Genomic DNA, 22,514 nt, shown 5'->3' on the forward strand with positions numbered 1-22,514 from the left:
CCCCTCACTCCCTCTGCAAAAAGAACTGCTTGATGGTCTGCCGCAGCCAGCGATGCGCCGGATCGCGATCCAGGCGCGGGTGCCAGGCCTGCACGATAAACACCGATTCCAGCTCGAGCGGTAGCTCGATCTCCGCCAACGGCAGGTGGATGTTGCTCACCCCCTGCAGTACGTGGCGCGGCAGCGGCAGGATAAAGTCCGATTTCATGGTCAGCATCATCGCCGAATGGAAGCCCGGCAGGGTCAGGGCGACGTTGCGCTGCAGGCCGAGATCGCGCAGCGCGTCGTCGATCGGCCCCTGCGTGCGCCCACGGCGGGAGACGCTGATATGCGGGTAATGAGTCAGGGTTTCGGGCGTTACCCGGCCGATGATTGGGTGCCCAGGGCGCACCAGCGCCTGAAAGGTGCTGGTGAACAGGCTCTGCGTCTTGATTTCCGGGTGCCAGTCGCGCGAGGAACCGATCACCAGATCCACCTTGCCGCTGCGCAGCGCGTCATCCTCGCCGTCGCTTTCAGCGATAAACTTCAGGCCGCTTAACGGCGCCATGTCCCGCAGCGTCTCCAGCAAGCCGCCCGCCAGCGCGCCGATAAAAATGTCGTTGGCGCGAATGGTGAAGGTTCGGGTCAGCTTGCCGGGTTCGAACGCATCATTCGGTGCGATCAGCGCGGCGGCCTGCTCGATGATCTCGCCGAGCTGGCGTTTCAACTCCAGCGCGCGCGGCGTCGGCACCAGATGCTTGCCGGCCCTGACCATGATCGGATCGTCGAACTGCCGGCGGATGCGCCCCAGAATGCGGCTCATCGCCGGCGCGCTCAGATTCATCTTCTCGGCGGCGCCGCTCACGCTCCCTTCTTCCAGCAGCAGATTCAGCGCATAGATCAGGTTGAAATCAATTTTTTGCGGCATGGCCTCTCCGGTGGTGGTGCGTTCAATGGATTGCGTTTTGTGCAATTAGTTAATTACATCATTTCATTTTAAACAATCGAAATAAGTCCGGATACTGCCCACGACAACAAAGATTGAGGCTGAAACAGCAGGAGTGGGGAATGGTTGAGGTGTCTGTTACGCCGCACCACAAAAATCGGTGGCTCGCCAGCGCCGGCGAAATCAACGGCCGCACCTGGCTGGGATTGTTCGGCGTGTTTTTGGCGGTGATGGCCAGCGGCGTGGGGGAAAACGCCAGCAAGTTCGCGCTGGCGGATATACAGGGCGGCATGCTGCTGAGTTTCGATGCCGGCAGTTGGCTGACCACCTGTTACGTTACCGGCTTTGTGATCGGTTCCGGGTTCACCCCCTGTTTTTGGCCGACCTTTTCGTTGCGCCGGGTGGCGTTGACGATGTGCGGCATTTACCTGGCCGGCGGGCTGCTGACGCCCTGGTTGGGAGAACAGTATGGCGTGTTGCTGGCGGTGCGCAGCCTGCAGGGCTTCGCCGGCGGCGCGTTGCCGCCGATGCTGATGACGGTGGTGCTGCGTTTTATGCCGCCGCTGATCAAGGTGTTGGGGCTGGGCGCCTACGGCTGGGTCTCGGCCTGGAGCGCTACGCTGGGCGCCACCGCCGCCGCTTTCGCCTTTCACTGGGGTTGGAGTGGGTACTTCTACTGGAACCTGCCGCTGATGGCGATTGCCGCTGTGTGTATCGGCTACGGTCTGCCGCAGGATCCTCTGCGGCTGGAGCGCCTGCGGCAGTTCAACTGGCGCGGCCTGCTGCTCGGCGGCATGGCGCTCGGCATGCTGACGGTGGGCATTTCACAGGGGGAGCGGCTCGACTGGCTGAACTCGCCGCTGATCTACGTTTTATTATTGGGCGGCGGCGGATTATTGGCGTTATTTCTGATTAACGAATGGTATCACCCGCTGCCTTTTTTTAATTTGCAGCTATTAAGCAAAAGGAATTTGTCTTTCTCCTTAATTACGCTGGGTGGCGTGCTGTTAATTATGGTGTCGCTGGTCAATATTACGTCGGGATATTTATCCGCGATTCAGGGCTATCGTCAGGAACAAACTTCCGACTTAATGCTGTGGGTGGCGTTGCCGCAATTAATTACGCTGCCGATTGTCGCCATTATTTGCAATACGCCGCGGGTGGATTGCCGCTGGGTACTGGCGATCAGCCTGCTGTTGATGGCCACCGCCTGCGTGCTGGCCGCCCAGCTGACGCCGGAATGGAACGGCGAGACGTTTCGCGTTATCGCGCTGTTGCAGGCGGTCGCGCAACCGATGGCGATCATCCCCCTGCTGATGCAGGCGACCGGTGGGCTGTTGCCGACCGACGGGCCGTTTGCGGCGGCCTGGTTTAACGCGGTGAAGGGCTTCGCCGCCACCGCGGCCGGCGGCGCCATCGCGCTGCTCAGCCGACAGCGAGGGGACTATCACGCCGGCACGATCGCCGACGGTTTTGGCTCGGCCTACAGCAGCGCATCGGGGTCGGCGGAGCAGCTGGCGCAGCTTGCCGCCCGGCAGGGCCACGTGCTGGCCAGCGCCGATCTTTATCTGTTGGTTGCCGGCCTGGCGTTATTACTGACCGCGCTGATTTTAGTTATGCCGACCCGTATTTATCCGCCGCGTTCGGTCGCCGCCTGACATTTTATCATCAGAAATAAATATTAAGTGGAGTCACTTTTATGGCTAACAAAAAAGTCGCCGTCGCCGTATTGGCGGTTACCGTCATTACGCTGGGGTTATTAATGAATAAGTTTTTTATTAAAGAGACACAGCAGAATACCAACGACGCCTATATTCGCGCCGATATCTCGCGTATTTCTCCGCAGATTGCCGGTGAAATTGCGCAGGTATTGGTCAGGGACAACCAGTGGGTTAAACAGGGGGAGTTGCTGGCGGTGATCGATCCGCGTGAATTCAACGTTGCCCTTGCGCAGGCGACGGCGCAGGAGCAATCCGCCCGCGCCCGGCAGGACGACGCCAGGGCCAACCTCACCCGGCAGAGCGCGCTGATCGCCGCCGCGCTGGCGGAGCGGCAGGCGGCGCAGGCGGAGCTGGCGTTTGCGCGTCAGGAGCAGAACCGCTACCAGAGAATGGCCAGCAGCGGCGCGGGGTCGCAGCAGGCGGCGCAGCAGGCGACAACGCGGGTGCACACGCTTTCCGCCAATGTGGCGCAGGCGGAGGCGACGCTCAAAGCGGCGCGAAACATGGAGCAGGTGCTGCAGGCCAAGCTGGCGGACAGCGATGCCGAGCTGATGCTGGCGCAGGCCAAGAAAGCGATGGCCGAACTGAACCTGTCTTACACCCGCATCACCGCGCCGATCGGCGGCGTGATCGGCAAGAAAAGTCTGCGGGTCGGGGAGTTCGTCAAACCGGGCGATGCGCTGCTGGCCATCGTGCCGCAGGACAAGCTGTACATCATCGCCAACTACCAGGAAACCCAGTTGGAAAACATTGCGCACGGGCAGTCGGTAGACATCCATATCGATACCTTTCCCGGCCAAACGCTGAAAGGGCAGGTGGACAGCATCGCACCGGCTTCCGGCGTCAGCTTCGCGGCCGTGGCGCCGGAGAACGCCACCGGCAACTTCACCAAGATCGTGCAGCGCATCCCGGTGAAAATTGTATTTGATATCAACAAAGAGCATGCCGCCTTGTTGAGCGCCCTGCGCGTCGGCATGTCTGCGGACGTCAGCATCAATACGCTGGACGGAGGCCTGCAATGAACAGAGCCGTGATCCCGCTGCTGTTGATGGCGCTGAGCGGCTGCCGGGCGGTAGGGCCGGACTACGCTCGGCCGCAGAGTGCGCTGCCCGAGAGCTGGGGTGAGCAGGCCGGCGGCGGGGCATTGCCGGTGGTCTGGTGGTCGATATTCAACGATGCGCCGCTGTCGCAGCTGGTGCAGCGCGTGGCGGCCGGTAACCTGGATCTGCAGCTCGCCACGGCGCGCCTGCAACAGAGCCGCGCCCTGCTGGGGGGGACGGAGGCGGCGCTGATGCCGGATCTGAGCCTGGATGGCGCCTATCAGCGCCAGCGAGCTACCTCGGTGGGCAGCATGGATCCGTCCGGCAACGGCGGAGAGGCGGATTACAACCTCTGGCGCGGCGGCTTCAGCGCCGCCTGGGAGCTGGACATGTGGGGCAAGCTGCGCCGCGCCTCGGAAAGCGCGCGCGCCGGCTTCGCCGCTTCGCAGGAGAATCGGCGCGCGCTGCTGACGTCGGTGACGGCGGAGGTGGCGAGCGACTATCTGCGCCTGCGCGCCACGCAGCAGCAGCTGGCGGTGGCGCAGGAAAACCGTGCTACGGCGCTGCGTACGCTGCAGCTGACGCAAAGCCGCTATCAAAGCGGCGCGGGCAACGAACTGGATATCGATCAGGCGCAGGTGCAATTGGCGCAGGTGGATGCCCTGCTGCCGACGTTGGCCGACCGGCAAGAACGGCTGATTAACGCCATCGGCCTGTTGTTGGGCGAGCGGCCGGGCGCGCTGAACGCGATGCTGTCGCCGCCGGGGCCGCTGCCGACGCTGGCGCGCGCGGTGCCGATGGGGGTGCCGTCGGATCTGGCGCTGCGCAGGCCGGATATTCGCGAAGCGGCGGAGCGTTTGCATCAGGCGACCGCCGAGATCGGCGTCGCCACCGCCGACTACTACCCGCGCATCACGCTGACCGGCAACGCGGGCTACCAGGCATTGGCCTTGTCGGATATGGGCAGCTGGTCCACGCATACCTTCGCCATCGGCCCCGTTTTGTATCTGCCGTTGTTCGACGGAGGGAAAATCACCCAGCGGGTACGCCTGAGCGAATATCGCCAGCAGGAAATGGCCATCGCCTACCAGCAAACGGTGCTGCGTGCCTGGCACGAGATCGACGACGCGCTTTCCGGCTATCGCGCCCAACAGCGCCGCCAGACGCACCTGGCCGAGGCGCTGGCCGCCAACCGGCACGCGTTTGCGCTGGCGCGCGACAGCTATCTGAACGGCGCCAGCGATTTTATCCACGTGCTGAGCACGCAGCGCGCGCTGCTGGATCTGCAGTCCGCGCAAATTGTTTCAGAGGAAGAGACGGCGATCGCCGTGGTGAATATCTATCGAGCGCTGGGCGGCGGCTGGGAACTCACCTACCCGTCTGCGGCGCCACAGGAGAAGGCTGATGCACAACACGCTGAATAAGATTGTTGACGAGATGCTGGAAAGGGACACCCGCCGCAAACGGGAGGCCCGGGTGAGCGCCGTGCGGCAAGTCACCGCTCGGATCAGGCGCATCACGTTGAGCGGCGACGATGTGGATAAGTTTATCGCCGATCCGCGCGCGCAGGAGCCGGCCAGCTGGGTCAAGGTGTTCTTCCCGTGGCGCGACACGCTGGCCGGGCGGGCCTACACCCTGAGCGGCATCGACAAACTCGCCCGCACCTTCGATATCGACATGGTGCTGCACGGCGAAGGCCCGGCGTCGAACTGGGCGCGCGACGCGATGCCGGGCGACAAGCTGGGGTTCGCCGGCCCTTGCTCCGGCGGCTTTCGGCTGTTGCCGCAAACTCGCTGGCTGCTGTTGCTGGGTGATGAGACCGCGCTGCCCGCCATGCGCACCATTCTCGCCTCGCTCTCCGCCCCGTTGCCGGTGCTGTGGTTCGCCGAGGTGGGCGATGCGCAGGAGATCCAGGACGTCGATTGCTCCTTTTTGCAGGTGAACAGCTGGCAAATCCGCACCCGACATTTCGACAGCGTGATGAACAGCCCGCTGGTGCAGGCCGTCAGCCATTGCGAGCTGCCGGCCGGCGAAGGGCAGGTGTGGTTGGCCTGCGAGCACCAGGTCGCCGCCTATCTGAAGGCGCGTTTTATCAACGAAATGGGCATTTCCCGCGCCGCCTTGTTTGCCAAAGGTTATTGGAAAAAGGGCGAAGCCAATTTCAAGGGCGCGATTTAACTCGGGCGAGTGAGGATGGTTATGATTGAGAGAGTGTTATTGGCGGTGGACTGCTTTGAACACAGCGGCAACGCCCTGGAATTTATGGCGCGCCTGCAAGGCAGCATCGGCGGCGTGATTGTGCTGACGGTGGTGGACAATGCCTTCACGCTCAGCCGCAGCGGCCTGCGTTTCGACAGCGATGAGCGCGAGGAGTATCCCGCCGCCCAACGGGAAGAAGCGCTGGCGGAAAAGCAGGTCGGGCAGGTGACGCGGGCGCTGAAACAGCAGGGCTTCAATGCCCAGGGCTTGCTGGCCGCGGGCTCGCCCATCGAGGTGATCCCGGAACAGATGGCGCTGTTCAACTGCGATCTGTTGATCATCTCGCACCGCCACCTGTCTTCGTTGGGGCGCTGGCTGAACGCTTCCGTCACGCGTGGCCTGCTGGATGAGATCGGTCAACCGGTATTGGTGATCCCGCGCTAAGCTATGGGTAAGGGCAGCCGCATGCGGCTGCGCGCGTTCGGCGACGAAGGCCGCACATACCGGAGGTCAACATGCGAAGTCTGGAAGATCACCTTGCCGCTTATGCCGCCTATCACCGCGATGCGCGCAATATCGCCACGCATTTTATCGGTATCCCCCTGATCGTCATCAGCCTGCTGGCGCTGCTCTCCCGGCCGGCGTGGGGCGCGGGAGGGCTGCCGTTTTCGCCGGCCTGCGCGGCGGTTATCGTCTCGGCGCTCTATTACCTGCGGCTGAACCTGCGCCTTGGCATCATGATGCTGGCGTTGCTGCTGCTGTGCCTCGGGTTCGGCGCCTGGGTGGCGTCGCTGTCGACGGCGGCGTGGTTGAGCGTCGGCATCGGCGGCTTCGTCGTCGGCTGGCTGTTTCAGTTTGTCGGGCACTTTTGGGAGGGGCGAAAACCGGCGTTTATGGACGACGTGACGGGCCTTATCATCGGCCCGCTGTTCGTGCTGGCGGAAGCCTGCTTCCTGGCCGGCGGGCTGCGCGAACTGCAGCGGAACATCGAACTGCGCGCGGGCAAAGTGCGCAATGGGAGGGGATGAGGTGGCGTTGATTCCCACGGTGACGGCATTTCCGCTGCAGCAGGCTTTTATCCCGCTGCTGGAGGCGCTGACGGCGGGGCTGCCGCGCCAATTCCCGGCGCTCATCCACAGCATTTACCTCTACGGCAGCGTCGCGCGCGGCGAAGCCCTTCCCGGCGTGTCCGATCTGGACATCACGCTGTTGCTCATCAAGCCGGCCGATAGCGGGGCGTTGCAGCGCCTTGAAGCGTGGCGGCAAGCCTTTCAGCTGGAGCAGCGGATCGTGAGCAAGGTCGACTTTGACATCGGCAGCGTTGATGAAGCGTTGGCGCCGGAGCATCACGATTCCTGGGGATTTTGGCTGAAGCATCACTGCCGATGCCTGTGGGGCGAAGACGTGTCCGCCGCTTTTTCGCTGTTTCGTCCCGATCGGCGCATCGCGCTGGCGGTCAATGCTGATTTACGGCCCGCGTTGGCGCGTTATCGGGAGCAACTGCTGCAGGCAAGGACGGTATCGGATGAGAGGCGCTTAAAGCGCGAAGCGGCCAGAAAGCTGATCCGCGCCACCAATATGTTGCGCGCCGAGGGGAGCCCGTTCTGGCCGATAACGCTAACCGACTATGCCGATCAGCTGTTGGCGCTTTATGCAGAGCAGCGCGATGAAATGGACTATTGGTTAGCGCACGCGGCAGGGGAGGCGAATGACGCGGATTTTAGCGACAGAATGATGCAATTTCTTGACTGGATCGAAGCACAGAAAAAAATAACGCCGGCTTGAGCCGGCGTTGTCGGCGAGCGTTACCCGATCGCCGGGTAATCGGTGTAGCCTTCACGGCTGCCGCCGAAAAATTTCTCTTTAATGGGCGCATTCAGCGCCAGCCCGTGTTGCAGGCGGTGAGGCAGATCCGGGTTGGCGATGAACGGGCGGCCGAAGCCGATCAGATCCGCCCAGCCTTTGGCCAGCGCTTCTTCAGCGCGTTCACGCGTGTATTTGCCCGAGTAAATCAGCGTGCCGCGGAAAATCAGGCGCAGTGATTCTTTGAACGCCGCCGGCATCACCGGGGCGTCATCCCAGTCCGCTTCGGCGATGTGAATGTAAGCGGCGCCGATATCGTTCAGCACGCTGGCCGCCGCCAGATAGGTGGCTTCCGGGGTATCGTCCTGCGAGCCCATCAGGGTGGTCAGCGGCGCCAGGCGCACGCCCAGTTTCTCTTTGCCGATGGCGTCCGCTACCGCCTGCGCCACTTCCCGCAGGAAACGCAGGCGATTTTGCAGTGAACCGCCGTATTCGTCGTCGCGCTGGTTTTCCCGCGAGTCGATAAACTGATTGATCAGATAGCCATTCGCGCCGTGCAGCTCTACGCCATCGAAACCGGCGGCGATGGCGTTGCGGGCCGCCTGAGCGTAGTCATTGACGATCGCCGGAATTTCTTCCCGCGTTAAGGCGCGCGGTGCGGAGTGTTGCACCATTTCACCCACGCCATGTTCCGGCCCGCGGCCTTCGACATCCACAAATACCTTGACCCCATCGGCCTGGATAGCGGAGGAGGAGACCGGCGCGGCGTGGCCAGGCTGTAGAATGGTATGCGACACGCGGCCGACGTGCCAAAGCTGCGCGAAGATCTTGCCGCCGGCCTGATGTACGGCGTCGGTGACTTTTTTCCAACCGGCGATGTGTTCCGGGGTGTAAATGCCGGGCGTCCAGGCATAACCCTGGCCTTGCTGGCTAATCTGCGTGCCTTCGCTGACGATCAGCCCGGCGCTGGCGCGCTGGGCATAATATTCAGCCATCATGTCGGTGGCGACGTCGCCGGCGCCGGCCCGAGAGCGGGTCATGGGCGGCATGACGATGCGATTGTTCAGCGATAAACCGTTTAAAGAATACGAGTCAAAAAGCATGGCGCTTCCCTCTGTGTGAATGGGGCCGTAGGGCATTGATGTTTTACTGAGGCCATTATATTTCGTCGTTTAATTCTAAAAACGCGCACAATAACAAAACACTTTTGCTCTGTGTTCAATAGTTGCGGTGGCCGCCGGCTTGCCGCAGGTGGCGGGAATGAACCCGATGTGCGCTCGGGCGACGGCGGCTATTGCCTGTCGGCGCGTGGTTGAGATAGAGTCGGCTGCTGTTTTTCCCCACGATTTTTAACAAAATCGCAAAAGTCTTTTAGCCTCCCGCCTGCTTATCTTTGGTGTGATCAATGTCATACTTTTGGCATCTTAACTTTCCCGCGCTTCGGCAGCGGTTAACCGGAGTTGTTGAATGAAAATTAACTTTCCCTTATTAGCCCTGGCGGTGGGGGCGTTCGGCATCGGCACGACCGAGTTTTCCCCGATGGGGTTGCTGCCGACCATCGCCAAAGGGGTGGACGTCTCCATCCCGATGGCCGGCATGTTGATCAGCGCCTACGCCGTCGGCGTGATGGTCGGCGCACCGCTGATGACGTTGCTGCTTTCTCACCGGGCACGCAGAAGCGCGCTGATCTTCCTGATGGCGATCTTTACTCTGGGTAACGTGCTGTCGGCCGTTGCGCCTGACTACACCACCCTGATGCTGTCGCGCATCATCACCAGCCTGAACCACGGCGCGTTCTTTGGCCTCGGATCGGTGGTGGCCGCCAGCGTGGTGCCGAAGGAGAAACAGGCCAGCGCCGTGGCGACCATGTTTATGGGCCTGACCATCGCCAATATCGGCGGGGTGCCCGCCGCGACCTGGCTGGGTGAAACCATCGGCTGGCGCATGTCGTTCCTGGCGACGGCCGGGCTGGGCGTGATCGCCATGCTGGGGCTGTGGTTCTCGTTGCCGCAAGGCAGCGCCGGCGCGCGTCCGGATGTGAAACGCGAGCTGTCGGTATTGGTGCGCCCTCAGGTGCTGTCCGCCTTGCTGACGACCGTGCTGGGCGCGGGCGCGATGTTCACGCTCTATACCTATATCTCGCCGGTGTTGCAGCACATCACCGATGCGACACCGCTGTTCGTGACGTCTATGCTGGTGTTGATCGGCGTCGGTTTCTCCATCGGCAACTACCTCGGCGGCAAGTTCGCCGACCGCTCCGAAAGCGCGACGCTGAAAGGCTTCCTGTTGCTGCTGGTGGTCATTATGCTGGTGATCCCGTTCCTGGCGCGCAGTGAAATCGGCGCCGCAGTCAGCATGGTGATTTGGGGCGCGGCGACCTTTGCCGTGGTGCCGCCGCTGCAGATGCGCGTGATGCGTGTCGCCAGTGAAGCGCCGGGGCTGTCGTCTTCGGTCAATATCGGTGCCTTTAACCTGGGCAATGCGCTGGGCGCCGCCGCCGGTGGCGCGGTAGTCTCCGCCGGGCTGGGATACAGCTTCGTGCCGGTGATGGGGGCGATTATTGCCGGATTGGCGCTGCTGCTGGTGCTGTTCACCCACCGTCAGGCCGAAAAAGTGGCCTACGCCAACGGTTAAAACGACAGCGTGCGGCGGGGTTCCCCGCCGCGCTCACTCAAAGCCGAGCAGGCTGAACGCATCGTCCTGCGGGGCGTAGCCGAGCAGGCGACGGGTCTCTTCCAGCGATAAACGCGTGTAGCGGTTATTGGAAACCCCGTGCACCACCGCATATTGCACCCCGTCGACGCGAATGCAGCGCTCCAGCAGATCGGCGGCATCGCGATGGCTGAGAAACGCGCTCATGTCGCGGGCGCTGAGCCGATCGCCCGGGCTGAGGGTGGTGAAGTTGGCGATGCGCACCGACAGGGCGGAAAGCCCTTCCTGATGGGCGAAGTAGGCGGCGATGCCTTCGCCGAACGCCTTGCTGGCGCCGTACAGGTTTTTCGGTTTCGGCGCGTCATCCGGGCGGATTTGGTAATCGAGCGGATAGCCTTCCACCGCCTGTGCGCTGCTGGCGAACACCACCCGGCGGCAGCCGGCGTCTTTCGCCGCGCGGAAAATATTGAAAGTGCCGAGAATGTTGTTGTCCATCAACGAACCGCAAAAGTCGGCATCGGGGGAGGGATCGGCGGCCAGATGCAACACGGTGTCGATATTGGCGCAGGCCGCGCGGCAGGCGTCGAGATCGGCGATGTTGAAGCTGATGACTTCGTCGCCGGGCTGCAGATCGTGCAGCAGGCTGACATCCCTTTCCGCCAGCCGCAGCGCGTAGCGATCGCCCATCGCCTGGCGAAACGCCGTGGCTACCCGGCCGCCGGCGCCGGTGATCAGAATCCGTCCCAACTCAGTCCGCAACGTCATGGTCGCTGTCATCCTTACAATCGATTACGCGTTGACCAGTAATAATCGCCCGCGTGACTTTTGTCCAGTCGTTTTAATTAGTCATTCTGATGTTTCTTTCACCATTATCAATTGCACATGGTGATTTTTGCGCAGGTGAATATCGTGGAATGTTAACGATGCGCAATCAAGTTTGGCGATCTATTTGCCTTATGGATTGCCGATTTCGACCAAAAAAGCGGGGATTGACAGTGGATGGACGAGCGCTTTGCTTTCGCCTGATCGTGAATTATTAGGTTAGTTAATCTTATGTTTTTGCCTGAGGCGGGCGATATTCCGCCCCCTCTCTATTCCGCCTGCGCGATATATCACTGCTGTGCTGAAGCCGATAGAGGGCGACAGGCCTTATTTGATACCTCAGGTCGGTTTTGCCCGCCCGATCACAGTTCGGCAATTTGCCGACGCAAAGGCTTGCCCCGGCAAAATCCGCGGTGTTAACGTCATAACTCAACCGATTTAGGGTTGTTACTGCTACGGCAGGCAAAACCTAAACCTCGCGTTTCTGTTCCCCGATGGGGCAGAGGCCGCGAGGTTTAGGTTTTTTTTTGCGCCGAATTTCGCCTCAGCGCCAGGCCAGCGCGGGGCGGGGAGCGGCAGAACGCGAAGTCTAAGGATAACAGTATGAAATATGACACATTAGCCAGTGAGATTTTGGCCGGCGTCGGTGGCCGCGACAATGTGAAAAGCCTGGTGCATTGCGCTACCCGCCTGCGTTTCAAACTGCGCGACGACAATCGCGCCAACGCGGCAGCGCTGAAGAAAAATCCGGGCGTTATCATGGTGGTGGAAAGCGGCGGCCAGTTCCAGGTGGTGGTGGGCAACCACGTGGCGGAGGTGTTCGACGCGGTCAATCGGGTCGGCGGGTTGGCCGAAGGCGCGTCGAGCGACGACGCGGGCGGCAAAAAAGACAACCTGCTCAGCCGCTTTATCGATCTGGTGTCCGGCATTTTTACCCCGCTGCTCGGGGTGATGGCCGCTTCGGGGATCCTGAAAGGCTTCCTGGCGCTGAGCCTGGCCTGCGGCTGGCTGCTGGAGAGCGGCGGCACCTTCAAAATGCTGTTCGCCGCCAGCGACGCGCTGTTCTACTTCTTCCCGATCATGCTCGGCTATACCGCCGGGAAAAAATTCGGCGGCAACCCGTTCGTCACCATGGCGATCGGCGGCGCGCTGACGCACCCGCTGATGATAGCGGCCTTCGAAGCGGCGCAGCAGCCGGGCGCGGTGCGCGAGTATTTCTTCGGCATTCCGCTGACCTTCATCAACTACAGCTCGTCGGTGATCCCGATCATCTTTGCGGCCTGGGTGTCCTGCCGCCTGGAGCCGCTGTTTAACCGGGTGATCCACAGTGCGCTGCGCAATTTCATCACGCCGCTGTTGTGCCTGGCGATCACCGTGCCGTTGACCTTCCTGCTGATCGGCCCGGCGGCAACCTGGCTCAGCCACCTGCTGGCCAACGGCTATCAGAGCATTTACGCCTTTAACCCGATCATCGCCGGCGCCTTTATGGGGGCGATGTGGCAGGTGTGCGTGATCTTCGGCCTGCATTGGGGATTGGTGCCGTTGATGATCAACAACCTGAGCGTGCTGGGGCGCGACACCATGGTGCCGCTGCTGTTGCCGGCGGTGATGGGGCAGGTCGGCGCCACGCTGGGCGTGATGCTGCGCACTCGCGACGCCAAACTGCGGGCGCTGTCCGCTTCGGCTATCGGCGCCGGGATTTTCGGCATCACCGAGCCGGCGGTGTATGGCGTCACGCTGCCGAACAAACGCCCATTCATCTTCGGCTGCATCGGCGGCGCGCTGGGCGGCGCGGTGATCGGCTACTTCCATACTTCGGTTTACTCGTTCGGCCTGGTGAGCGTGTTCACCTTCGCGCAGATTATCCCCGGCGGCGGCATCGACGCCACGGTATGGGGCGCGATCGGCGGCACCCTGCTGTCGTTCGTGTTCGCCGCGCTGGCCAGCTATCTGTTTGGCGTTACGCCGGCGGAAGACGCGGCGCAGCCTGAAGCCGCCGCGCCGCTCAACCGCAAACAGGCCATCCTCAGCCCGATCGCCGGCGACATCGTGCCGCTGGATCAGGTGAACGACGCGACCTTCGCCAGCGGCCTGCTGGGGAAAGGCGTGGCGATCGCGCCGCAGCAGGGGCGCGTGGTGGCGCCGGTGAGCGGCAGCGTGGCGTCGCTGTTCAAAACCAAACACGCCATCGGCATCGAATCGGACGACGGTGCGGAGATTCTTATTCACGTCGGCATCGATACCGTGAAGCTGGACGGGGCGCATTTCACCGCCCACGTGCGGGAAGGCGAGCGGGTCGCCCCGGGCGATCTGCTGATCGAGTTCGACCAGGCGGCGATCCATGCCGCCGGCTATGACACCACCACGCCGATCATCATCAGCAACAGCGATGACTACGTGGACGTGTTGACCAGCGGCCTGTCTCCGGTGCAGGAACAGGCGCCGCTGCTGACTTTATTACGTTAATTGAGGAGCAAGCGATGAACGGCAAGTTTCCGCAACATTTTCTGTGGGGCGGCGCGGTAGCGGCGAACCAGGTTGAAGGCGCGTATCAGGCCGACGGCAAGGGGCTGTCGACCTCCGATCTGCAGCCGCAGGGCATCTTCGGCGCCATCACGCCGCGCACGGCGGGCGACAGCGGCATCAAGGACGTGGCGATCGATTTCTATCATCGTTACCCAGAGGATATCGCGCTGTTCGCCGAAATGGGTTTCAAGTGCCTGCGCACCTCGATCGCCTGGACGCGCATTTTCCCGCAGGGCGATGAAGAGACCCCGAACGAAGCCGGGCTGGCGTTTTACGATCGGCTGTTCGATGAGATGGCGAAATACGGCATTCAGCCGCTGATCACGCTGTCGCACTATGAGATGCCTTACGGCCTGGTGAAACGCTACGGCGGCTGGGGCGATCGGCGCACCATCGACTTCTTCGAGCGCTACGCGCGCACGGTGTTCGAACGTTACAAGCACAAGGTCAAACACTGGCTGACCTTCAACGAGATCAACATGTCGCTGCACGCGCCTTTCACCGGCGTCGGTCTGCCGCCGGAGAGCGACAAGAGCGCCATCTATCAGGCGATCCACCATCAGCTGGTGGCCAGCGCCAAAGCGGTGAAGGCCTGTCACGAGATCGTGCCGGAGGGCAAAATCGGCAACATGCTGTTGGGCGGCATTCTGTATCCGCTGAGCTGCAAGCCGGAAGATCTGCTGGAAACCCAGCGGCAAAACCGCGACTGGCTGTTCTTCGGCGACGTGCAGGCGCGCGGCTATTACCCGGCCTATATGCAGCGCTTCTTCCGTGAAAACGGCATTCAGGTGGCGATCACCGAGGAAGATCGGCGAACGCTGCGTGAAACCATCGATTTCATCTCGTTCAGCTACTACATGAGCGGCTGCGTCACCGCCGACCCGGAGCAGTATGAGACGGCGCGCGGCAACATTCTCGATATGGTGCCGAACCCGCATCTGGCCAGCTCGGAGTGGGGATGGCAAATCGACCCGATCGGGCTGCGCTACCTGCTCAACGTGCTGTACGACCGCTATCAGAAACCGCTGTTCATCGTCGAAAATGGGCTGGGCGCCAAAGACCGCGTCGAGGCCGACGGCAGCATCAACGACGATTACCGCATCAACTACCTCAATGATCATCTGGTGCAGGTGGCGGAAGCGATCGACGACGGCGTCGAGGTGATGGGCTACACCAGCTGGGGACCGATCGATCTGGTCAGCGCTTCGAAGGCCGAAATGTCGAAGCGCTACGGCTTCATTCACGTCGACAGGGACGATGCCGGCAACGGTAGCCTCGAGCGCCGCCGCAAGAAGAGTTTTTACTGGTACCGCGATGTGATCCACAGCAACGGCGCCAGCCTGAAAGACCGACGCTAACCCTTCAGCCCGGCGGCAAGCGCCGGGCGTTAACCTAACGTTATTCGCTGCTGTTCATGATGGGAAATTCTCTCCCAGGGAATGCTGTTGCCCGCAGTCAGCCGTTATGCGGAGAAATATAATAATGATGAAAAGCTTATTACCTCGTTCCATGACCCTGGCGGCGCTGGCGCTGCTCTGTAGCCAGGCGCAGGCGGAAACGCTGCAAACCGGCAAGGACGTCGAAGCCCCCACCGCCAAATGGGAAGGAGTGGCGCTCGGCTTTGAGCCGCCGCAGCCCGGGCTGTTGGGGGATATGCTGGGGATCAGGCCGATCCTGGAGGATCACGGCTTCCACTATAATCTCGGCTACCTCAGCCAGCTGTCGTATAACGCCGGTTGCGGTTACAACCACGATAAACAGGCGTCGTATATCGACCAGTTTTCGCTGACCTTCAGCCAGGATTTGCAGGCGCTGACCGGCATTCCGGACGCGGCGATCGAAGGCAATATCGTCAACCGCAACCATGACAACAACCTGACCCGCGATCGCCTGCAGGATCCGCGCGTCGGCCTGACCGATCTGTCGCAGGAGAGCTTTGGCGGGCAGTCGATTACCCGGCTGGGTTGGTTGACCTTTAGCCGCTCCTTCCTCGATCGCCGGCTGCAGTGGCGCATTGGCATGATGAACAAGGTGCAGGATTTCGATCAGATCATCCCCTGCGATTTTCAGACGCTGACGCTGTGCGGCGGCAAGTCCGCCAACTCGTTGACCTGGTACAACTGGAACGTGCATTACTGGGGCACGACGCTGCAATACAAACTGACCGATGGCCTGACGCTCAAGGGCGGCGTGATGGAACAGAACCCGAGCGCCCCCAGCCGCAGCCACGCCTGGAGCTGGTCCACCAAGGGCAGCAAAGGCTTCCTGCTGCCGATGGAGCTGGAGCTGAAAACCCACGCCGTCAACCAGCTGCCGGGGGTGTATAACCTGGGCGTGCTGTTCACCAACGCGCGCCAGAGCGATCTTTATGAAGGGGTGTCCGGCGGGCCGGGCGCCAGCGATCCGCAGGGCTATCGCAGCCACGATCGCACCTGGTTCCTGTATACCGGTTTCAACCAGCAGGTGACGCGCCATGCGGACGACGTCAACCGCGGTCTGAGCGTGTTCTACAGCCTGGGGCTGGGAGATCAGCGCAGCAACTACCTGCACTGGTCCACCTCGACCGGCATCCGCTATCGCGGGCTGTTCGATGCGCGGCCGGACGACTGGCTGGGGCTCGGCGTCTCGGTGGTGAAGCTGAGCGACCGCTACAAAGACAATCAGCGTTATCTCAACCAGATGAGCGGCATCAGCGATTATCACGATCCGAACTATCGGCCGGTGCCGGGCCACTCGGTGACGGCGGAGCTCTATTATCGCGTTAACGTCACGCCGTGGCTGCAGCTGCAGCCGGGCCTGCAATACTGGCATCACCCGGCGGGCGTCAGCGAGACGCAGGACGCCTGGGTGACGGCGTTGAAAACGGTGGTGACCTTCTGATCAGGCCGCGTCGCTCTCGCGGTAGCGCCGGCGGGCGTGCTCAAACCAGCTGGCCGGCACGTTGTGCGGCGGCTGCTGTAATCTGAGCAGCCCCTGTTCGACGATATGGCTGGCCTGGCGCCACAGCGTCGGGTCGCCTTCGGTCAGCACTTCCAGCAGGCGCTGTTTCTCGATCAGATAGGTTTGGGCGAAGTGGCTGTCGTAGTCCAGCAGCGAGCGGGTGTTGTCGATCAGATCCGCCAGCTTGATGGTTTTGGCCTGCGGTGACGCGCCGGCGCTGTGGCGCCGATCGCGGTTTTTACGCTCGAAGCGGTTGCCGTCCTCGGCGCGGCTGACGTTGGTCAACATTCGCACCAGTTCCGCCACTTTTGGCCCAAAGTGGCTTTCGATATCGCCGAGGGTGGTGGGCGTATCTTCCACCGTGTCATGCAGCCAGGCGGCCGCCAGCATCTCTTCGGTGTGCGGCACGCTGCGCACCAGCTCCATCACCGCCTGTGGGTGGACGATGTACGGATCGTCGGTGTATTTGCGGCGCTGATCGATGGCCGCATGCGCCTTGGTGGCGTAGCGGCGCGCGCGTTCTGCAAGCGTATTCGTCATTTCCTTTCCCTCCGAGCATCCTCTGCATGAAAAAAAGGTAGCATACCTCACAAGAAATAGCTTGCGATTACATCGTGCACTATCTATATTCACAAACATGAAAAGCACCGATACCGCACAACCCAACGCGAAGAACCTGCTGCAGCTCGATCAGCAGCTCTGTTTCGCGCTGTACTCCGCCAACCTGGCGCTGCACAAAGTCTACCGCAAGCTGTTGAATCAGCTCGAACTCACCTACCCGCAATACCTGGTGATGATGGTGCTGTGGGAGCGCGATCGGGTGACGGTATCGGATATCGGCGAGCGGCTGTTCCTCGATTCCGCCACGCTGACGCCGCTGCTGAAGCGGCTGGAAACCGCCGGTTTGCTGGTGCGCTATCGCGCCACCACCGACGAGCGGCAGGTGATCATTGCCCTCACCGAAGCCGGCCGCGCGCTGCGTGAGCGGGCGCAATCGGTGCCCGAGGCGGTGATGTGCGCCACCGACTGCAGCCTGGACGAGATCGTCTCGCTCAAACAGCAGTTGGAAAAGCTGCGCGGCAGCCTGATCGATCAGATTTGATCCTCCAGCGCCGGACGCAAGAACGGCAGGGGTGGTCTACACTGGTTAATAAGTGTCAAAAATAAGTAGTGCGCGATTTAATCGCAAAAGATAAATATGTGACCGGCTTTACCTCGTGGAAGCCGTAGTCATCTCGCCAACCAGCAAGAAGGAATGAACGATGTCTATTGAGAAAGTGGTTTACCGCGCTCACGCCACCGCAACCGGCGGCCGCGACGGCCGTGCGACCTCCTCCGACGGCGTGTTGGACGTGAAACTGGGCGTGCCGAAAGAGATGGGCGGCGCCGGCGGCGAAGTCACCAACCCCGAACAGCTGTTCGCCGCCGGTTACTCGGCCTGCTTCCTCGGCGCGTTGAAGTTTGTCGCGGCGAAAGAAAAGGTCAAAATTCCGGCCGAAGCCAAGATCGACGGCACCGTCGGCATCGGTGAAATCCCGAATGGCTTCGGCATCGAAGTGCAGCTGGATATCTCGCTGCCGGGCATCGAGCGCAGCGTGGCGGAAGATCTGGTGAAAAAGGCGCATGTGGTGTGCCCATACTCCAACGCCACCCGTGGAAATATCGATGTAACTCTGAACGTTAAGTAAGATTTTTGCCGATATCTGGAAAAAATGGAGGGTTTATCCCTCCATTTTCTTGCGTGCCCTGTCTGAAAACCGCTCAAAAAAACGGTAAATTTTGTCCGTTTTGTGAGAATTCTCTTGATTATTACCCGCAAAATAACGCTTATTGCCGGTTGGCTGAACCAGAAGCCGCAATCAGTGTCTGACTGAGTCAGAACCGCTACACCGTCCCCGGAGCCACCGCGTTACATGAACAAAGTTAAATCGCTATCACAGCAGAATTTATCGTTATTGTTAGCGATCTATATCGGCATCTTTCTAAACCTATCCGTTTTCTATCGCCGTTTTGATTCGCTGGCGCACGGCATTCAGGGAATTAAGCTTATTTCGGCGGTGACGGAAGTCATCGCTATCGTCCTGTTTACGTTCTTCATTATGCGGCTGGTATCGCTCGGCGGCCGGCTGTTTTATCGCATCGTCGCCTCGCTGCTGGTGTTGATTTCGGTTGCCGCCAGCTACTACATGACGTTTTTCAATGTGGTGATCGGCTACGGCATCGTGGTGTCGGTGATGACCACCGATATCGATCTGTCGAAAGAGGTGGTTGGCCTGCACTTCGTGCTGTGGATGGTGGCGCTCAGCGCCTTGCCGCTGCTGTTGATCTGGAAAAACAACCTGCGCTATACCCTGATAGAACAGCTGAAAACCCCTGGTCATCGCATCAAGCCGCTGCTGGTATTGCTGGCGGTGGTGGCGCTGGTCTGGCTGCCGCTGCGCATGCTGGACGACGAGCAGAGCGTGCAAGAGAAGCTTTCCAACGTCGATTTGCCGAGCTACGGCGGCGTGGTGGCGCACTCGTATCTGCCGTCCAACTGGCTGTCGGCGCTGGGGCTGTTTGCCTACACCCGCTATGACGAAAGCCAGGATCAGAGCACGATGTTCGATCCGGGCAAACACTTCACCTACGTACCGCCGGCGGACATCGACGACACCTACGTGGTGTTCATCATCGGCGAGACCACGCGCTGGGATCACATGGGCATGCTGGGCTACGAGCGCGATACCACGCCGCGGCTGTCTAAAGAGAAGAATCTGGTGGCGTTCCGCGGCGAGTCGTGCGATACCGCCACCAAGCTGTCGCTGCGCTGCATGTTCGTGCGTGAAGGCGGCACCGAAGACAATCCGCAGCGCACGCTGAAAGAGCAGAACGTGTTCGCGGTGCTGAAGGATCTGGGCTTCTCTTCCGAGCTGTTCGCCATGCAGAGCGAGGTGTGGTTCTACAACAACACCGAGGTGAACAACTATTCGTTCCGCGAGATGATCGCGTCCGAGAAGCGCAACGACGGCAAGGCGGTCGACGATATGCTGCTGGTGGACGAAATGAAGGAGTCGCTGGCGCGCTATCCGAAGGGCAAACACCTGGTGATCCTGCATACCAAAGGCTCGCACTACCTGTACTCGCAGCGTTATCCGCGCAGCTATGCGCGTTATCAGCCGGAGTGCATGGGGGTGGACGATTCCTGCACCAAGGCGCAGCTGATCAATGCGTTCGACAATACGGTGCTGTATACCGACAGCTTTATCAGTAATGTGATCGACCAGGTGCGGGACAAGAAGGCCATCGTGTTCTATGCCGCCGATCACGGCGAATCGATCGGCGAGAATACGCACCTGCACGGCACGCCGCGCGAAATGGCGCCGCCGGAGCAATTCCGCGTGCCGATGATCGTGTGGGCGTCGGACAAGTTCCTCGAAAACCCGCAGCACCTCAGCGCTTTTGAGCAGCTGCAGGCGCAGCAGCGCATCGGCAAAACGCATCGCCACGTCGAGCTGTTTGACACTATCCTTGGCTGCCTCGGCTACACCTCTCCTGATGGCGGCATCGTGGATAAAAACAACTGGTGCCATCTGCCGCAGGATAAAACGGCGCCTGCCCGCCTGTGATCCCTCCCGCCGGGTGCCTGCCTTGCGCACCCGGTAATTTCACCCAATACATTCTCTTCATCAATTATTCCGGTGTGCGCATACGGTATACTTGCGCACTTCCCCTGCTAACCGGAGATTTCCATGACCCTGCGCGTGGCGTTTATCGACGATCATGACATTGTGCGTTCGGGCTTTGTGCAACTGCTGTCACTGGAGGCCGATATTCAGGTGGTGGGCGAGTTCAGCAGCGCGGCACAGGCGCGCGCCGGCCTGCCGGGGCTGGAGGCGGAAATCTGCATTTGCGACATTTCGATGCCGGACGGCAGCGGGCTGGATCTGCTGGCGGACATTCCTTCCGGCATCCGCGTGGTGATGCTGTCGATGCACGATAACCCGGCGCTGGTGGAAATGGCTTTGGAACGCGGCGCCAGCGGCTTTCTCTCCAAGCGCTGCAAGCCGGAAGATCTGATCACCGCGGTGCGCACCGTCGCCGGCGGCGGCGTCTACCTGATGCCGGAAATCGCGCAGCAGCTGGCGCGGGTGAGGGTCGATCCGTTGACCCGCCGCGAGCGCGAGATCGCGCTATTATTGGCGCAGGGCCAGGAGGTGCGTGAGATCGCCGCCGCCTTGGGGCTGTCGCCGAAAACGGTGCATGTGCACCGCGCCAACCTGTTCGCCAAGCTGGGCATCAACAACAACGTCGAACTGGCCAGACGGATGCTGAACCTGTGACGCAGCGCCTGATCACCCAGCTGGCGCTGTTTTTCATCTACGCCGCCAGCGCGTTTTGCCTGTGGGGCATCGGCACCGCGCTGATCGCCCCCCCCTGGCAGGCGCTGCTGCTGTTTCCGTTCGGCCTGCGCATGGGCATTTTGCTGCAGAGCCCGTACCGTTTCTGGCCGGGGATCCTGCTGGCTGACCTGCTGCTGATGGCGTTGCTGGCGGATCAGTTCGGCTACGGCCCGGCGCTGTGGGCGTCGGTGGCGGTGCTGGTGTTGACGGTGCTGCTCAGCCTGCTGGCCTCGCCGTGGCTGTTGCGCCATCAGCAGAGCGACAGCGAATGGCGCTGGCCGCTGTTGCAGGGTGCGGTGGTCGCCATCGCCGCCTTGCTGCAGGCGTTGGTATGGCAGCTGGTGAGCGGCGAAGGCGCCCGCGCGCTGCTGCTCGGCCTGACCGGTGGTTTCACCATCGCGCCAACCTGCCTGCTGTTGTGGCACTATCTGGCGCGCCAAATCTGGGTGCCGCTGGAGCCGGGGCTGATCCACAAGCCGGTGGAGCTGCGTCTGGGCCACCTGGCCAGCTATCTGTTGCTGTTTGCGTTCAGCATCTGGCTGCAGCAGCAGGTTAACGCCGCCGAGCTGCGCCGTTTCGCGCCATTCTGCCTGGCGATCCCCATCGTGTTCATGTCTTATCGCTATGGCTGGCAGGGCGCGCTGTTGGCGACGCTGCTCAACGGCGTGGCGCTGATGGTCAACGAGCCGCCGCAGCCGGAGTCGCACCGCGATCTGCTGCTGTCGCTGCTGGCCCAAAGCCTGACCGGGCTGCTGCTGGGCGCCGGCATTCAGCGCCAGCGCGAACTGAATCAGCAACTGCGGCTGCGGCTGGCGGAGAATCGGCAGCTGGCGCGGGCGCTGGTGACGGCGGAGGAGCAAACCCGGCGCGAGGTGGCGCGCGAGCTGCACGATGAAGTGGGGCAGACCATCACCGTGATCCGCACTCAGGCCAGCATCGTCAAACGTCTGGCGCCGGAACCGGCGGTGATCGGCTGCGCCGACACCATCGATGCGTTGGCGCTGCGGGTCTACGACGGGGTGCACGATGTGCTGACCCAGCTGTGGCCGGCGGCGCTGAACAACCTGCCGCTGTCGGCGGCGGTGGCGGCGATGCTGCGGGAGTCGCTGCCGCAGGACGCGTCGCTGGTGAGCAGCATGCAGTGGCAGGTGCCCGACGAGCTGCTGGATGAAACGCTGAAAATCACGCTGTATCGGGTGTGTCAGGAAGGGGTGACCAATGTGTGCCGCCACGCCGGCGCCAGCCGCCTGGAGCTGGATGCGCGCCTGCAGCCGCGCAAAGGCGCCGCGCCGCAGATCGCCTTGACCATCCGCGACAACGGCGTGGGCTTCGATGCGGAAAACCATCAGTCGGGGTACGGCCTGCGCGGCATGCAAGAGCGCATCAGCGCCCTCGGCGGCAGCCTGCGGTTCACCGCTGAGCGGGGCGCCTGTTTGAGTGTGATCTTGCCCACAGTTTCACCGGCGCAAACGCAAAACTAGGAAAAACTCCTAACCGCCTCGAG

The 22,514-nt window shown here is 61.6% G+C and carries 20 protein-coding genes; 16 read left to right on the top strand and 4 right to left on the bottom strand.

Going from position 1 to position 22,514, the window contains the following annotated elements; all coding sequences use genetic code 11:
* Window positions 1–4: 4 nt before the first annotated feature.
* On the bottom strand, window positions 5–907 hold the full coding sequence (locus tag AC2CGI_RS20580; protein WP_031299766.1) for a LysR family transcriptional regulator: 903 nt from the start codon (window positions 905–907) through the stop codon (window positions 5–7).
* 140 nt (window positions 908–1,047) lie between these two features.
* Here AC2CGI_RS20580 and AC2CGI_RS20585 point away from each other — a divergent pair, with 140 nt between their 5' ends.
* The 7 genes from AC2CGI_RS20585 to AC2CGI_RS20615 all read left to right on the top strand — a co-directional run bounded on the left by AC2CGI_RS20585 (window position 1,048) and on the right by AC2CGI_RS20615 (window position 7,670).
* Window positions 1,048–2,583, top strand: coding sequence for an MFS transporter (locus AC2CGI_RS20585; protein ID WP_004934074.1), 1,536 nt, complete (start codon window positions 1,048–1,050; stop codon window positions 2,581–2,583).
* Window positions 2,584–2,624: 41 nt separating this feature from the next.
* Window positions 2,625–3,668, top strand: coding sequence for an HlyD family secretion protein (locus tag AC2CGI_RS20590; protein ID WP_004934076.1), 1,044 nt, complete (start codon window positions 2,625–2,627; stop codon window positions 3,666–3,668).
* Window positions 3,665–5,110 carry an efflux transporter outer membrane subunit gene (locus tag AC2CGI_RS20595; protein ID WP_076741152.1) on the top strand — a complete coding sequence of 482 codons (1,446 nt, stop codon included), beginning with the start codon at window positions 3,665–3,667 and terminating at the stop codon, window positions 5,108–5,110. The genes AC2CGI_RS20590 and AC2CGI_RS20595 overlap by 4 nt, the downstream gene beginning before the upstream one ends.
* Window positions 5,091–5,864 carry a siderophore-interacting protein gene (locus AC2CGI_RS20600; RefSeq protein WP_004934080.1) on the top strand — a complete coding sequence of 258 codons (774 nt, stop codon included), beginning with the start codon at window positions 5,091–5,093 and terminating at the stop codon, window positions 5,862–5,864. Before AC2CGI_RS20595 ends, AC2CGI_RS20600 begins: the two co-directional genes overlap by 20 nt.
* 21 nt (window positions 5,865–5,885) lie before the next feature.
* Window positions 5,886–6,329 (top strand): universal stress protein, encoded by a 444-nt coding sequence (locus AC2CGI_RS20605; protein WP_015376224.1) that lies wholly within the window; start codon window positions 5,886–5,888, stop codon window positions 6,327–6,329.
* 71 nt (window positions 6,330–6,400) lie between these two features.
* Complete coding sequence (locus tag AC2CGI_RS20610; RefSeq protein ID WP_015376225.1) at window positions 6,401–6,913, top strand: Mpo1 family 2-hydroxy fatty acid dioxygenase; 513 nt, start codon at window positions 6,401–6,403, stop codon at window positions 6,911–6,913.
* Window position 6,914: 1 nt separating this feature from the next.
* Entirely contained in the window at window positions 6,915–7,670 is a 756-nt protein-coding gene (locus tag AC2CGI_RS20615; RefSeq protein WP_166444727.1) for a nucleotidyltransferase domain-containing protein, read from the top strand.
* Between the two features lie 20 nt (window positions 7,671–7,690).
* On the opposite strand, the gene AC2CGI_RS20620 is transcribed toward AC2CGI_RS20615, so the two are convergent.
* Window positions 7,691–8,791 (bottom strand): alkene reductase, encoded by a 1,101-nt coding sequence (locus tag AC2CGI_RS20620; RefSeq protein WP_004934091.1) that lies wholly within the window; start codon window positions 8,789–8,791, stop codon window positions 7,691–7,693.
* Window positions 8,792–9,155: 364 nt separating this feature from the next.
* Here AC2CGI_RS20620 and AC2CGI_RS20625 point away from each other — a divergent pair, with 364 nt between their 5' ends.
* Window positions 9,156–10,322: an MFS transporter gene (locus AC2CGI_RS20625; protein WP_004934092.1), complete on the top strand. Its 1,167-nt coding sequence runs from the start codon at window positions 9,156–9,158 to the stop codon at window positions 10,320–10,322.
* A 33-nt stretch (window positions 10,323–10,355) separates the two neighbouring features.
* Here AC2CGI_RS20625 and AC2CGI_RS20630 read toward each other — a convergent pair whose 3' ends face one another.
* Window positions 10,356–11,105: an NAD-dependent epimerase/dehydratase family protein gene (locus tag AC2CGI_RS20630; protein ID WP_015376227.1), complete on the bottom strand. Its 750-nt coding sequence runs from the start codon at window positions 11,103–11,105 to the stop codon at window positions 10,356–10,358.
* A 660-nt stretch (window positions 11,106–11,765) separates the two neighbouring features.
* Between AC2CGI_RS20630 and bglF the strand changes: the two genes are divergently transcribed.
* The 3 genes from bglF to AC2CGI_RS20645 all read left to right on the top strand — a co-directional run bounded on the left by bglF (window position 11,766) and on the right by AC2CGI_RS20645 (window position 16,568).
* The gene (gene bglF / locus AC2CGI_RS20635) at window positions 11,766–13,628 is read left to right on the top strand and encodes a PTS beta-glucoside transporter subunit IIABC (protein WP_076741151.1); all 1,863 of its coding nucleotides are present in this window, start codon (window positions 11,766–11,768) and stop codon (window positions 13,626–13,628) included.
* Between the two features lie 14 nt (window positions 13,629–13,642).
* Window positions 13,643–15,046 (top strand): glycoside hydrolase family 1 protein, encoded by a 1,404-nt coding sequence (locus AC2CGI_RS20640; RefSeq protein ID WP_016929537.1) that lies wholly within the window; start codon window positions 13,643–13,645, stop codon window positions 15,044–15,046.
* 151 nt (window positions 15,047–15,197) lie between these two features.
* Window positions 15,198–16,568, top strand: coding sequence for a carbohydrate porin (locus tag AC2CGI_RS20645; RefSeq protein ID WP_484593968.1), 1,371 nt, complete (start codon window positions 15,198–15,200; stop codon window positions 16,566–16,568).
* On the opposite strand, the gene AC2CGI_RS20650 is transcribed toward AC2CGI_RS20645, so the two are convergent.
* On the bottom strand, window positions 16,569–17,168 hold the full coding sequence (locus AC2CGI_RS20650) for an HD domain-containing protein (protein ID WP_015376230.1): 600 nt from the start codon (window positions 17,166–17,168) through the stop codon (window positions 16,569–16,571).
* A gap of 97 nt (window positions 17,169–17,265) precedes the next feature.
* Between AC2CGI_RS20650 and AC2CGI_RS20655 the strand changes: the two genes are divergently transcribed.
* From AC2CGI_RS20655 to uhpB, 5 genes are all read left to right on the top strand, one after another.
* Window positions 17,266–17,730, top strand: coding sequence for a MarR family winged helix-turn-helix transcriptional regulator (locus AC2CGI_RS20655; RefSeq protein ID WP_004934111.1), 465 nt, complete (start codon window positions 17,266–17,268; stop codon window positions 17,728–17,730).
* 160 nt (window positions 17,731–17,890) lie between these two features.
* Window positions 17,891–18,316 (top strand): organic hydroperoxide resistance protein, encoded by a 426-nt coding sequence (locus tag AC2CGI_RS20660; RefSeq protein WP_004934114.1) that lies wholly within the window; start codon window positions 17,891–17,893, stop codon window positions 18,314–18,316.
* A 225-nt stretch (window positions 18,317–18,541) separates the two neighbouring features.
* Window positions 18,542–20,236, top strand: a complete 1,695-nt coding sequence (eptB, locus tag AC2CGI_RS20665; RefSeq protein WP_015376231.1) for a kdo(2)-lipid A phosphoethanolamine 7''-transferase — start codon at window positions 18,542–18,544, stop codon at window positions 20,234–20,236.
* A 123-nt stretch (window positions 20,237–20,359) separates the two neighbouring features.
* Window positions 20,360–20,950, top strand: coding sequence for a response regulator transcription factor UhpA (gene uhpA / locus AC2CGI_RS20670; RefSeq protein WP_004934117.1), 591 nt, complete (start codon window positions 20,360–20,362; stop codon window positions 20,948–20,950).
* Window positions 20,947–22,491: a signal transduction histidine-protein kinase/phosphatase UhpB gene (uhpB, locus tag AC2CGI_RS20675; protein WP_076741150.1), complete on the top strand. Its 1,545-nt coding sequence runs from the start codon at window positions 20,947–20,949 to the stop codon at window positions 22,489–22,491. The genes uhpA and uhpB overlap by 4 nt, the downstream gene beginning before the upstream one ends.
* Window positions 22,492–22,514 lie beyond the last annotated feature (23 nt).

The organism is Serratia sp. LSHTC3 (genome assembly GCF_057197125.1).